The sequence below is a fragment of the Flavobacterium sp. W22_SRS_FP1 genome (genome assembly GCF_052113685.1).
In the GTDB taxonomy this organism is placed as follows: Bacteria; Bacteroidota; Bacteroidia; order Flavobacteriales; family Flavobacteriaceae; genus Flavobacterium.
This window is the reverse complement of sequence record NZ_JBGQOE010000015.1, coordinates 39,682-53,627: the sequence shown is the minus strand read 5'-3', so window position 1 is coordinate 53,627 and position 13,946 is coordinate 39,682. Positions and strand designations below refer to the sequence as shown.

At 33.0% G+C, this 13,946-nt stretch carries 12 protein-coding genes; 6 read left to right on the top strand and 6 right to left on the bottom strand.

What is annotated here, in order from left to right; genetic code table 11:
• Positions 1–19 precede the first annotated feature (19 nt).
• The 6 genes from ACEN2H_RS10085 to ACEN2H_RS10060 all read right to left on the bottom strand — a co-directional run bounded on the left by ACEN2H_RS10085 (position 20) and on the right by ACEN2H_RS10060 (position 9,947).
• A complete protein-coding gene (locus tag ACEN2H_RS10085; protein WP_441732214.1) occupies positions 20–1,249 on the bottom strand; it encodes a M14 family metallopeptidase in 1,230 nt (409 codons plus the stop codon).
• 53 nt (positions 1,250–1,302) lie between these two features.
• Positions 1,303–4,782 carry a SusC/RagA family TonB-linked outer membrane protein gene (locus tag ACEN2H_RS10080; RefSeq protein ID WP_441732213.1) on the bottom strand — a complete coding sequence of 1,160 codons (3,480 nt, stop codon included), beginning with the start codon at positions 4,780–4,782 and terminating at the stop codon, positions 1,303–1,305.
• Between the two features lie 141 nt (positions 4,783–4,923).
• A complete protein-coding gene (locus ACEN2H_RS10075) occupies positions 4,924–6,126 on the bottom strand; it encodes a FecR family protein (protein ID WP_441732212.1) in 1,203 nt (400 codons plus the stop codon).
• A 251-nt stretch (positions 6,127–6,377) separates the two neighbouring features.
• Positions 6,378–6,983, bottom strand: a complete 606-nt coding sequence (locus tag ACEN2H_RS10070; RefSeq protein ID WP_441732211.1) for an RNA polymerase sigma factor — start codon at positions 6,981–6,983, stop codon at positions 6,378–6,380.
• A 350-nt stretch (positions 6,984–7,333) separates the two neighbouring features.
• The gene (locus ACEN2H_RS10065; RefSeq protein ID WP_441732210.1) at positions 7,334–8,347 is read right to left on the bottom strand and encodes a succinylglutamate desuccinylase/aspartoacylase family protein; all 1,014 of its coding nucleotides are present in this window, start codon (positions 8,345–8,347) and stop codon (positions 7,334–7,336) included.
• A 130-nt stretch (positions 8,348–8,477) separates the two neighbouring features.
• A complete protein-coding gene (locus ACEN2H_RS10060; RefSeq protein ID WP_441732209.1) occupies positions 8,478–9,947 on the bottom strand; it encodes an SLC13 family permease in 1,470 nt (489 codons plus the stop codon).
• A gap of 575 nt (positions 9,948–10,522) precedes the next feature.
• On the opposite strand from ACEN2H_RS10060, the gene ACEN2H_RS10055 reads away from it, so the two are divergent.
• From ACEN2H_RS10055 to ACEN2H_RS10030, 6 genes are all read left to right on the top strand, one after another.
• The gene (locus ACEN2H_RS10055; protein ID WP_441732208.1) at positions 10,523–10,705 is read left to right on the top strand and encodes a hypothetical protein; all 183 of its coding nucleotides are present in this window, start codon (positions 10,523–10,525) and stop codon (positions 10,703–10,705) included.
• Positions 10,706–10,752: 47 nt separating this feature from the next.
• Positions 10,753–11,166: a hypothetical protein gene (locus tag ACEN2H_RS10050; RefSeq protein WP_441732207.1), complete on the top strand. Its 414-nt coding sequence runs from the start codon at positions 10,753–10,755 to the stop codon at positions 11,164–11,166.
• Between the two features lie 60 nt (positions 11,167–11,226).
• On the top strand, positions 11,227–11,613 hold the full coding sequence (locus ACEN2H_RS10045) for a transposase (protein WP_441732206.1): 387 nt from the start codon (positions 11,227–11,229) through the stop codon (positions 11,611–11,613).
• A 360-nt stretch (positions 11,614–11,973) separates the two neighbouring features.
• Complete coding sequence (locus ACEN2H_RS10040) at positions 11,974–12,111, top strand: hypothetical protein (protein ID WP_441732205.1); 138 nt, start codon at positions 11,974–11,976, stop codon at positions 12,109–12,111.
• A complete protein-coding gene (locus ACEN2H_RS10035; RefSeq protein WP_441732204.1) occupies positions 12,075–12,794 on the top strand; it encodes a metal-dependent hydrolase in 720 nt (239 codons plus the stop codon). The genes ACEN2H_RS10040 and ACEN2H_RS10035 overlap by 37 nt, the downstream gene beginning before the upstream one ends.
• Positions 12,795–13,163: 369 nt before the next feature.
• Positions 13,164–13,724, top strand: a complete 561-nt coding sequence (locus tag ACEN2H_RS10030; RefSeq protein WP_441732245.1) for a DUF6642 family protein — start codon at positions 13,164–13,166, stop codon at positions 13,722–13,724.
• The last annotated feature ends 222 nt before the right edge of the window (positions 13,725–13,946 follow it).

Sequence of the window (13,946 nt, the reverse complement as noted above, 5' to 3'; positions counted from 1 at the left end):
ATTTTAGTTTAGTTAATATTTATTTGGTTAGTATAATACTCATCATTTGTTCGGCGGATACCCTGCCGAAAAGTTCAATAGATTCTTTAGGTGTTGCGTCTCCAATTTCATAGGTAATTCCAACTGCTTTGTGACCATATAAAAACCAGCCTTTAGAGACGGGCTTTTTACTATTTGCGGCTTCTTCATTAACTTTATAGTTGGGTATTTTTTCTTCCAGAGCTGCAAACCAATGTTCAATAAAATGAGGAAGTGAAGTTCCCTTTCTAGTTTTATTTGTGTAAAAAACATCGTGCCAAGTAGAATGAAAGTCAAGTCCAAGTATTATTTTACCAGAATCCTTTCTTATAATTTCATCTACAAATGCAACAATATTTTTTATTTCACGCTGCTTGTATTTAGACCAGTCTCTATTCAAATCGACTCCTCCTGCATTATGCCGCCAGTGTCCCATATCAACTCCATCTGGATTTATAATCGGAAAAGCTAAAATTCTGTATCGATCTAAAAACTCTTTTGAAATTTTTGATTCATTTAAAATTGTTTGCAGGAAACTTTGAAACGCATAATACCCCGTAACCTCTGGAGGATGTTGACGCGTCAATAATATTATAATTTCTTTCTCTTTTTTCGCTCCTTTATATATGTCTAATACTGGTAATTCTCTACCCTGTTTAGATTTTCCAACACTTTTTAGTTTAACTAAATCCTCTTTTCCTTTTATTAAATCTGTGTACCATTTTTTGACGTCTGACGAGGATTCGATTTCTTGCGAGGCAACTAGAATTGGATCTTTACTCAAGTTTAATTGAATAGTTACAATACTATCTTTTTTAAAGATAAAAGAGGAGTCAAGGATGGCCCAGTTATTTTCGATCTTTAACTTAGGGATGTATCGATGACTATAGCCTTCTGGATATTTGAATTTAAAATAAAAGGTTTTCGGATCAGTTGACCAAGTGCTAAAAGCATAATAGGCACTATTATTTATTGGTACATTTTCAGGATTTATTACAACTACTGCAGTACTATCGTTTTCTTTAATAAAACCGTTTAAACGCGCCCCATCGAAATCATTACTCGCAAAAACACCCATATCCTGTAACTGATAAGTTTGCTTCTTTTGTATTTCTATATGTTTTGACGTTGTATCTACTGGTGTCTTAAACACAACTTCCTTTACTGTTGTACAAGCAACTAAAACTAGTGATAATACAAAACAAAATAATTGGCTATACTTAATTTTCATATTTATATAATTCTTTGGCTTAATTATTTAATACGTCAGTTAGATTATTTACTCTAAAAGTTAATATTCATTCCAAAAACTACAGACTTTGAACTTGGATTCGTAAAATAATCTAATCCTTTGGCTACACCTGTTCGAAATTGATTAACATCTGGGTCAATTCCCTTAATCTTAGTCCATAACGCTAAATTCCGCCCAGTTACTGATAAATCAATAGACTCCATACCTGTCTTTTTTATTAGTGTACCTCTTAAACTATAACTTAAACTAATTTCTCTTAACCGAGTCCAACTTGCATCTGCTATCGCAAATTCATTAATCACAGACCCTCCAAAACCACCTCCAAGTGAAGTGTACCAACTTTCATCTAACAATACAGGACCGCTGCCATAATCTTTAACATTTCCCCTTACTGTAGATCCGGCGGGAATAACAGTACCTCTGAAGTTTTTTAGATCTTGAGTCAGTGTTACTTCATTACCAACATCAGCATGTGTACCAAAACCATACAATACATATCTTGTACGTTCTCCAATATCATTGCCTTGACTAGTATCAAACAATACGTTTAATGAAAAGTTTTTATAATTAGCTCTTATTCCTGCAGCACCTCTCCAGTCCGGATTTGGATCTCCAAGGACTTTATCTCCCGTTGTGTCTAATTGTGGAAATCCGTTAGCATCTAAGTCAAACGAACCATCACTGTTGCGCAATGCAGCACTTCCTAATAAAACACCCACTGGCTGGCCTACAACTGCAGCTGATTTTATCGAAGAACCTGGTGTAAAATCAACTGATGCTACACCTGCCAAATCTGTAACTTCACTTTTATTGGTTGAAATATTACCATATAAGTTTAATGAGAAGTCCTTTTTCTTTAGAAAATTATAGTCAAACTCAAATTCAAAACCATTATTTTGAAGTGAAGCCACATTACCTAACAAACTATCAAATCCAGAAGAGGGATTTAAAGAAATCGGGAGTAACATATCCTCTGTTTTATTAAAATAGTAAGTCCCAGACAGCTTCAGCTTATTTCTAAAGAATCTGAAATCTAATCCAGCCTCATATTCTTTCTTTTTTTCAAATTCTAAATAGGGATTTCCTTGATCATCATTCAATCTAAAACCTCCGCCAAAAGCAGTTAAAGAAATGGCGTCTGAATACCCAGAATAGCTTGCACTCTCATATCCAGTTTCCCAACCATGTGGATCAGGAGCCAAACCAACCTCTCCGTAAGCTAAACGAAGCTTTGCAAATGAAAGTGGACTATCGTTATCTAATTGAAGTAATTCACTCCATTTAAAACCAACTTCAACACTAGGGTAAACTATTGACTTTACACTAGATGACGCATCTTCATAGGTAAGTCCCAAATTTAGATTCAATAGATCATTGTAGTCAAAACTGGATTGACCATAAAACCGGACGTTTCTAATCCTTCTATTTTGCTCTTGCGCATCTCTAAGAGACGCAATTGATGGGTTTTTAAGTCTGCTGTTAAAAAGGTAATCAATAGCCTCGACATAGATTTGTTTTCTTTTTCTATCATTAATAGCACTTCCTAGCGTTACTTTTGCAGACAGCTTTTCAGTCAAATTAAAATTCATCAAAGAGATTAAATCAGCTGAAAACTCTGTATTTTTATAAATTTCGTTCTGGTACCTTCCGCTATTAGCTCCGTCTCCTGAGAACATTGGAAAAAAATACACTCTGTCATCATTATAAGTATCAAGCCCTGATCTTAGTACGAAATTTAACCACGGCGTAGCCTTAATATTAAAATCTATCGACCCAAAAAATCTATCTACTGTTGTTTCACTAGTCTGCTCATTAATAGTCCACAGTGGATTATTATAAGTCGGGTTTGCAGTATCTCCCAAATACCTTCTATAACTTCTGTGCCTTAAAGGTGTCGGAGTACCTACATTGTCATAATAAGTGCCAATGTAATCACTAATATCAAAATCAGCAGGATTGCGTAACAAACCCAAATAAATCCCTGCCGTATTTGACCCTTGTTGTATTCTATTTGAAGAACTATTGATATAAGAAACTTTAGCTGAAGTATTTAACCAGTCGTTAAATTTGTAAGTATTACCAAAAGTAATTGTGTTTTTAAAATAATTACTTTGCTTCATTATACCTTCTTGATCTAGATGTGAAGCACTGAAATAGAACGTTCCTTTCTCATTCCCTCCCGATAAACTTAATTTAATATCTTGTGCCATTCCATCTTGAAAGACTTGATCAAAATTACTATCATGATATACGTCCTTAGAATTCTTAGTGATTAACGGATAATATAGTGTACCATCTGCTGCTTCAAAATACCTTCCAGAAGTATTCACTACATCATCTCCTCCAACTCTATCTGATATTTTATCTCCCCATGAATTCGCAGCTGTAGCACTATATTTTCCCGCTGCACCCTGACCATAATTACTTTGTAAAGAATGTCTTCTGTTAATTTGATCAATAGAAACAGTAGAGCTTAATGACGCCTTCAATTTACCTGCTTTTCCTCTTTTAGTAGTGATTACGATCACCCCACCTAAAGCTTGAGATCCATATAAAGATCCTGCAGAAGCACCTTTGAAAACTTGAATGGTTTCGATATCATCCGGGTTGATGTCATTTAATCGCGACTGTTGAGAAACTCCACCGTCAGCAGCACTTGCTAACCCTTCAAGATTGCTATTATTAAGTGGAATACCATCAACTACTATTAACGGAGAACTTCCATTGATAGAACTAACACCTCTTATCTGAATGTTAGACCCCGCTCCTGGATCAGCACTACTACCTGTAATTGATAGTCCTGCAGCCTTACCTGCCAAACTATTAATTAAGGTTGGCTCTTTGGCAGCCGATATACTTTCTACACCGATTACTGAATAAGAGGAAGCCATGTTATCGCGTTTTTCTTTAAAACCAGAGACATTTACGACTATCTCATCTAAAGTTTGTTCCTCCGCTGTCAATATGACCTCTAGTGTGTCCTTTTCTTTCACAGGGACTTCTATAGTTTTGTAACCTATAAAGCTCATTTGCAACACAGCTTTATTATTTAACACACTGATGAAAAATTTCCCATCAATATTAGATTGCATACCATTTGTAGTTCCTTTTTCAAGGATATTGACTCCAGGCAGCGGCTCTCCCATTTCATTGGTAACCTTACCATTTACTTGCTTTGTAATTGGAAAAATCAATCTTCCGTTTCCGATTATTGTAGTTGTTTTTTCCTTTAACACAATATGACTCCCCATTATAGTATAAGTAAGAGGCTGCTCTTTAAAAATAAGTATTAGAGCAATTTCTAATTTTTCATTACGTAGTGAAAGGTCAATTTTTTTTGTTCGCGCCAATTGCTCCTCTCCATAAACGAAACTAAAATTGGTTTGCTTTTCGATTGCTCTAAAAACGGTCAGTATGTCGACGTTCTTAAACTTCAGGCTAACCTTTTGTTCTTTTCCTATGGCGCAAACTTGCATTGTAGCTATAAATAGTAGGACTAAAGTAATTTTCATCTTTAACGCTATTTAAAATTTTTGCTTCCATCTTCCAGACGAAAGCTGCAATTTGAATGTAACTTCATAACTTTGGTTTTATTTAAAATCAAAGTATCCCATTTTACAGAAAGAGACTAAGAGAGGGAATAATTGTCCTTCCTATTTTTTGTTTCCCAATACAATAATCTTATTTCCTTCAATTTTAAAACGTACTAAATCAGTTAACTCCATTACTTTGAGCAATTCTGAAACTGGTACCGATCTAGATGATTTCATAACAAAAGAATAATTTATATCATCTCTATATTCAACATTAACATTGTAATATTTGGATATTTGTCCCATAATTGTCCTAATATTGGCTCCTTCAAAATGAAACTTTCCATTTTTCCAAGCCATAACTTCGTCTAGGTTTGGGCGATCTATTAACTTCAACTCATCTACCCCTATTACCTGTTGACCTGGCTTAATAATTAATTGTTCATTTACATTGTTGTTTTTCTTGAGCTCTACCTTAATACTTCCTTCAATCAAGGTTATTTTGGTCATAGGTTGGTCTGAATAAGCATTAATATTGAACTGCGTTCCCAAAGCCCGCGTTTCAATTCCATTTGATACAACCTTAAATGGCATTGCGGGAATTTTGGCCACGTCAAAGAAAACTTCTCCTGCCATTTTCACCTTTCTATCGAAACCAACAAACTTAGATGGGTAAGTCAAGGAAGATCCTGAATTTAACCATACTTCTGTGCCATCAGACAGGACCAATTGTACCGGTTTACTTCCCATTGGAACAAATAAAGTATTTTCGTTTGCAACAGTACTACCATTGTTTTTAGTATCTTCATAGATTATTTTGCCTTCCTCAGTTTTTGTCACTTGAACATCACCTTCTGCAACTAATTTACCATTTGAAGCTTCTTCTAAAATAATTTTTGTTCCATCAGCAAGTGTCAGTAGGGCTTTACTAGATTCTGGAGCTAGTACATCCATAACCATTTGTTCTTCTTTCATTTCATATAAATCTGAACTACTACTTAGATAGCTCAAATATCCAGAGCCTAATGCTACAAAAAGTAGTACAGCTGCAGCCCATTTATACCGTAAATATTTTTTGGACGAATTCTCAGCTTCAAAATGTAATGTTTTGACTATGTCACTCCATCCTGCATTTTTACTAAATGAATAAATTTTTCCAATCTCCGTTGTGACCCATTTTTTATTTGTCAAATTTTCAAATACTTTTGTATTAGTATCTGAGGCCTTAACCCACGCGTCAAGTATAGTGCGCTCATTGCTATCAAGTGTTCCGTTAAGAAACTTGATAATTAACTCATCCATTTGGGGCTGTATATTTGACATAAACCTAACGTTGTATTATTATATTTAAACTAAAACGAACTCAAAATGTTTTTAACCATCCTAAAGCAACTTTTTATCAAAAAAAGTTTTACATTGAGAGTAAAACAAAAAAATCATAGATTACTGATCAAATTCAGTACTCTATGATTGTTTATAGTTAATCAAGGTAACTTTGTTGACGGAAGAGGATTAACTGGAGTCCTTCTCTTCCTACCTTGAAAAAATAGCAACTAATATTTGACTTCTAGTGCTTATTTTTTCGAATCTAAAGCGATTAAGGACAAAGTCTTTAAAAGAATAGCAATAGAAAACAGGTTTTCATAACTCAAAGCCAATCTGATTTTCCGCAGTGCTTTTCCCTTTTGATTTAAAACAGTTTGAACACTTATTCCCATTTCTTTAGCTATTTCTGAAGTACTGCTGCCCTCTATGTAAATGGATTTAAAAACTTGCTGGCATTTATTGGGTAGATTTTCTATTTCGGCGTAGACGGACTGCAACACTTTTGCCGAAATCATTTCCTGATCTATAAATAATTCTTCCAACGGAGATAATAGAGAAATTTCCTGATTGAATTTATTGTGTCGTTTTTCCTTTCTTAAGAAGTCCAAACAAGCATTTTTAGATACGGTAAATAAAAAAGATTTTATTTCAGCAAGACTTTCAAAATCTTTTCTTTTTTGTAGTAATTTCAAAAATGATTCAGTTGAAATATCTTCCGCTTCTTGAGAATAGTTAATTATTTTTTGATTGAAATAACACAATGGTAGATAATAAAGCGTGTAAAGTTTTCTCATAGCCTTTTCGTCGCCATTTCTAAAATCTACTAATAAAAATTTGTCTTTATTATTAACCAAAATATAACGTTATTATTTACTTTTAGTTGAGTAAGCATACAAAAACAAAAATATACAATTTTCTATAATATCCTAAATTTTTGTTAAAATACTTTAGCTAAAAGCATTAATGAAGCATATACTCTCAGCTCCGAATTATAAAATTAATAATGGATTACGATTTCACTGTTTCTTCAGTATCTGGTAAACTGAGAGCAAATCTAGTTTTAAAAGATAATCAGTTTATATAATAATGGTCTTGAATATTTGCGACAGAGTAAAATAAACGTAAAAGAAAAAAAACTTGTTTTAAGATGAGACAGGGCTTATAAAAACCATAGCTCGTCTTAAGCAAAATAGTTACCAAATGATTATTTATTTATAATACCAAGGTGAATAATTCTTCCTCCACTCATGTTTACTGGATTTGTACTCTTTCCTATAACTACCCCATCCTCAGGAGCTAAATATTCCCTTATTATTGAACCGAAAGCATTTCTGACAACTGCGATTTTTTCGCCTTTAATTAATTGTTGATTTAATCCTACCTTAATTTCAAGCATCCCACCTTCTTCCATGTAAATCCAATATGACTTCTTACAGTAAGTCGCTTCATCTTCGACATCTTGTAATTTAATTTTTCCATACATATCCATCCAACCCAGTGTGTTCAATATCCCTTTCAGCCCTCTATCTGTCATTTCATCTTGGAACACCTGAGGGTTTCCATATTCAACTGTAATACTTGGGATTTTTCTCAAAACTGTTTCGGCTCTCATTGTTCTAGCAGATGCAGACCCCACTGAAGACTCTTTACTATCCAAAATAATATCAGGTTTTTGGAGTTTTGCAAGTGTTCTTAGTGTATCATTTGATAAATCAGCTCTTGCATACATGGTGTTGACTCTGCCAAAACTGGCTGTATGCATATCTATATGAATATCAAAAAAAGGGAGTATGCTTTGACTAATTTTATAAACATATTGCTCGCTATTGCTTCCATTTTTTTTACCAGGGAAGATTCTATTTAAATCTTCGCCATCTATAAATCTCCTTTCATCTAATTGAACAGAAACTGCGTTTAGACCGGGAATTGCGATGATTCTACCTTTCAACAGGTTTGCATTAATAGATTCTACAATACTAAAAATAATAGGTATCCCGTTTAATTCATCACCATGTATAGCGGCAGTCAATCCCAATGTTGGGCCGTCTGAGCTGCCTTGAATTACAACAACTGGAACTAAGAGTGGTTGATTATAGGTATTTGTACCCATTTCCAACCAATACTTACTCACTCCGATCTTATCCCTATTTAGCACTGATAAATTTTTGATAATAGGAATTGTCTCTTGTGCAGTAATTAGTAATGGAGTGTAAAACAAAATGCTGACAATTATTATTTTAAAAAAATTCATTTTTTTAGCTATTTAATTAATATTAAATTTTGTTAAATATTTTATGACTAAGAGGAGCTAAGTCTAATCGTGTTTATAATTTAAACTTATAAATTTGTCACAGATTTAAAATTGGTAATACATAACCGTACATCAATATTGTTAATAATATTATGCATAAAAAATTGAGCCCAAATCCACATTTAGCCATTTCGGAAATACTAACTCTATTACTACCAAAAATAACAGCGTTTGTTCCTGAGCCTGACGGAAGCATAAATGAAAATGAGCAAGCAAATGTTGCAGGTATCATGAGTAATAGTGGGTTGATGTGAGCCGCAATTGCCATTGAAGCTAGTACTGGAAGAAATATATTTGCGGTTGCAGTATTGCTGTTTATTTCTGTTATAAAAATCATTAGTGTTATTACGATAATCAATACCAAGATAGAAGGATAGTTACTAATAAAGATTAAAGTCGTGCCCAAGTATGCCGCTAAGCCAGTTTGTTTAAATGATTCCGCAAGTGCATAACCCCCACCGACAATCATAACAACACCCCAAGGAACAGTTGAAGCAGCATTCCAATCTAAAAGTCTTTTTGACTTACAAATTTTATCCCCTGAGGGTATCGAAAACAATAATAATGCGGAGATGATAGCGACTGTTGAGTCCTGGATATAATCTTCAAATCCTACGAGAGAGGTCCATCCCGGAATTACAAAACTATTTAACTCTATATCTCTTCGGAAGATCCACCCCATCGCTGTAAAAATAAAAATTCCAAAAACTCTTTTTTCCATAGTAGAAATTTCACCTAATAATCTGATTTCTTCATTAATAATTCCCTTACTACCTACAAAGTTTCCCCTTATTTTAAAGTATTTTATTAGATAAAACCAAGTTATGGGTAACATTATTATTACTATTGGAGTTCCTATTTTCATCCATTCAAGAAAATCAATTTCAGGTAATTCAGGGAACATTTTGGAAAATACTCCTGCAAACACAAGATTAGTTGGAGTTCCTATTAAACTCCCTGTGCCTCCAATACTTGCTGCATATGCAATCGATAACATTAAAGCCATCCCAAATTGAGATTTTTTTTGTGTGTTTTGTTCTTCTTTTTCAATAATCGAAAGTGCAATAGGTAACATAAGCAAGGCCACAGCTACATTTGCAATCCAAAAGGATAAAAATGCGGTTGAAATCATGAAACTTAACATAATTCTTCTTCTACTGGATCCAATTTTTTTTATAATGTATAAAGCTACTCTTTTGTGAAGACCACTAATCTCGATAGACTTAGCAAGAAAAAAACCGCCCAACAACATTATTACATAATTGTGCCCATAATTTTCTGATGTTTTCCCAGCTTCAAGAATTCCTAACAATGGAAATAATGCAATTGGAACAAAAGCTGTAGCATAAATTGGTATGCATTCAGTTACCCACCAAATGGCCATCAGTAAAGCAACACCCAATGCCCTGGAAGCCTCAGGTCTCATTCCTTCTGGTGGAGTTATTAATATTGAAATTAAAAGGACTAAAATCCCTACCCAAAATCCAATAAGTTTTGATCTATTCATTTTGAAGGTTTTTATATTAGATAAAAAAATATTTTCGATTCATTTTAAATAGAGTTGAAGTAGCAATTATTTCTAATTATACAAACTGATATAAATATATGTTAAAATAAAAGCAACAATTATGCATCATAAAAAAATCATTACCCGTGAAAATAATAATTAGCATTCCACCGCACTAATCATTTATAAACCCTCTGATAATAAAGTATAATGTTAAAAAAAACTGACTGAACACACATTTAATTAATGTTTTCAATTCACAATTAACTAAACTTTTATCACCACATATAGGTTATAACGAACTCCAAATGTTTTTAACCATCTTGAAATTAATTTTTTACGTGAATATTTTTTATAAATAGCTACACATTCAACTAAAAAAATATTTAATTGTGTCTAGTGGGCGTGCTAACTTTACCCGCATAAAAAGTTAAGAATAAAAACACTAATTTTAAATTATGAAAAAGAATCGAAAAATTTATGACCGCGTTTTCGAAGAGAAAGCAGTTCAATTGAGTTAGGAGAGAGCCAATATCTTAGAACTATCCAGAGAATTATGTATTTCTGCTACACAATTGTATAAATGGCGAAAAGAGTATGAAGGGTTCGGACAAGGAAGTTTTCCAGGTAACGGCAATTTAAAGCAAATGCCCGAACAGGAACGGATTTCAGAGCTTGAAAGAAAACTTAAAGATGCAGAACTAGAACGTGATATATTAAAAAAAGCAATAGGCATCTTTTCCAAAAACGGTCGATGATATAGACTTTCATTAGAAACCATGAAAAGATATTTCCGATTGAAAAGATGTGCAAAATATTGCAAGTGGGAGAAAGAAGTTATAATCATTGGAAAAGCCAGTGCGTTTCAGAGCGAAAACAAAGAGTCTTACTTGTGAAAGGAAAGATAATTTCCATTTATTTTGATTCAAAACAGCGATATGGAAGTCCACCAATAACAGCAGAATTAGCTTCTCTAGGCACTAAATTACCAAGACCCGAGAGCTCTGCTCGAACAGGCGAAGCAATTCCAGTTGCCAAATACATGCAAGAACTAGGACTAAGAAGTAAATTAAGTAAGAAATTCAAGGTTAGAACTAATTCTAAGCACAAGTACTTAATTGTACCGAATATTTTAAATAGAGAATTTTCAGTTACAGAATCGTCAAAAGTTTGGGTGTCAGACATCACTTATATCCGAGTAAAAGAAGGGTTTTTATAATTAAAAAGTGTTTTAGACCTCTATGATCTAAAAATTATAGGTTGGATTTTAAGCAATGGAATGAGTGTAGAAGAGACTTTCTTGGCTGCTTGGAGAATGGTAATCAAAAATCGATGTGTTGAAAAAGGATTGGTATTTCATTCGGACAGAGGAATTCAATATGCCAGAAAGAAGTTTACCAATATGATCGATTCATATAAAATGATTACAAGGAGCATGAGCAGAAAAGGGAATTGTTGGGATAATGCAGTGGTTGAAAGTTTTTTTAAGACTTTGAAAACGGAACAAATTTATGGTAATAAGCTTATATCAAAAGAACAAATGGAACTTGATATATTTGAATTTATTGAAATTTGGCACAACAGAAAAAGAAGGCACTCTAATTTAGATTATAAAACAATTGAAGAATTCTGGAAACAGAAAGATATTTTTAAAAATGTTGCTTAACTAATACTGCGGGTTTTATTTGCATATCCGCTTCGCTTTTATATCCGCATCATTCCTATATTTGGAAATACTCGTAGATTTATAATAGCTAGGTTAATCAATTTAAGTATACTAACCACTTGTCCCTCCGCACCCAATTCATAGGTATTCAGCTTACTTTTTTCACTTGAAGTTTTAGACTCTAGCCATCTTAATACTCTTTCGAGGATACGTTTACTTGTTGATAAGCTAATCAGAGCAAGCTTTTTTAAAGGCGTGCTTTCTACTTTTATTATTTTGAATTTAGTACTTTTATTATTCTGCCTTTTTTCGTTTGCCTTGTTGCAAAATCGTTTAATGGTACGCAGTTGAAAACCATTTATGAAAGAAATTAAAAACAAAAAAGGGGTTGTAAGTCTTTTCGAGGTTGGATTGTTGCAAAAACAGAAAAAAACAGAATTTACTTCCTTCACGCATCCAATATGGTTTTCTGGTGCTTGTTTACCCATGTATTATTAGATATGTTTACCTCTTGGGGAACACAAATTTTATGGCCTTTAAACTATAGATTTGCACTAAAAATAATCTTTGTAGTAGATCCGCTCTACACTATTCCGCTTATCATTGCATTGATTATGGTTTGGAAAACAAAAGATGCTATAGTTCGCAAAAAACACATAACTAAAGGCCTATTCATTAGTAGTTTTTATCTGCTTTTATCTTGTTCTATAAAACTATATGCTTTGCACCAATTTGAAAAAGCATTGGATAAACAGGGAATCCATTATTCTGAAATTATTGTAAAACCCACAGCTTTCAATATCATTTTATGGAATGCTAATGTAGCGACCGAAGCTAGTTATTTATTATCTGACTATTCATTATTAGACAGCCAAGCTATCACTTTTACAAACTACAAAAAGAACAAAGCTTTAGAATCGCAGTTAAATGGAAATTCAGATTTTGAAAAACTAAAAAAAGCAAGTGAAGGGTGGTATATTATCTCTCAAAAAAACAAATCTTTATATTTCAATGATTTACGATTTGGACTGTTAAATGACAATCCAGAAAACCCTCAATTTGCTTTTAGCTATAAATTTATTGCAACTGAATCCGGATTAAAAGCAGTTGAAGTTCCAAAAAGCAAAAGAGACGGAAAGCGTCTACTTTTAAAAATAGCCAAGCGATTAAAAGGAAACTAACAGGTATTCTAATTCTTTATTTACTCGCTCTGTCATAATAGACTAGCTTAAATTCATTTTCTTTTTAATATTAATCAATCTTCAGCATAGCTATCAAATCTATTCGAATATTTGGTATCCTGAAATTAGGGCCAAAAAAGTCTAGCAGATATTGTTGTTATTTTAGAGAGATTACTCAAATTCCTCGACATATTCCTAGACCAAAATAAAAAATATCAGAACTCCATTAATTATGAGTTTTATAATTTCATAAAATGCGAAGTTAAACCCAATCCCTTAATAACTATTTAACAATAAATACTAACAAGAAAATTCAATCTTTAGTAGCTTTGTAATATGAAATTACAAAGCTTAGACCCACAGAATTACTTGGATCATGATAAATTTGTTTTCTGCCTAGAAGCTGTTACGGATATTGAAATTGGCAGTAGTCGAGACGTTGTTGAGAACTTAGAGCAAATAGCAATTGAATATGGCATAAACAGTATTTACAAAACCTGCGATACAACTGAAGGTTTAGAAGAAAGTTTAAACGCTTTGCGTTACGACGACCATAATTTTAAAGATTATGAAATAATCTATTTAGTCATGGAGGGGGAAGAAAATAACATTTGCCTGAATGACTATTACTATAGCATAGATGAAATAGCCGAGCTTTTTGAAGGGAAATTAACTGGTAAAATTTTACATTTTGCAAACACCAAAGCACTAGAATTAAGCGAGGAAGAAGCGCAATATTTTATAGATGTTACAGGCGCGCGGGCCATTTCGGGTTACGGAACGGTATTCAATAGACTAACCAGCATGAATTTAGATAAAACTTTCTTCAGTTTATGTCAGGATGAAGATAACATCATCGCAATTGTAGAAGAGTTGCATCAAAAACAGTATGCTCTTTGTAAACTACTCGATTTTAGATTGTATTATTAAAAAGAGATTACAAGCCAGCAAAGCTTATCGACTTAAGAGAAAGTGATATTTCTAACAGAAGTTTCCACACATTTCAAATAAATCAATTACTGCTTTTCACTATATTTGAAGCGGGACAAATTTGAAAACTGTTGTGTTCTATTTTTTTTTGATAACAACTATAATGTTACTTTTAGCATTAGTACTGTCGTAAACTGAAAAGTATAAGCTGGGATAAAACTT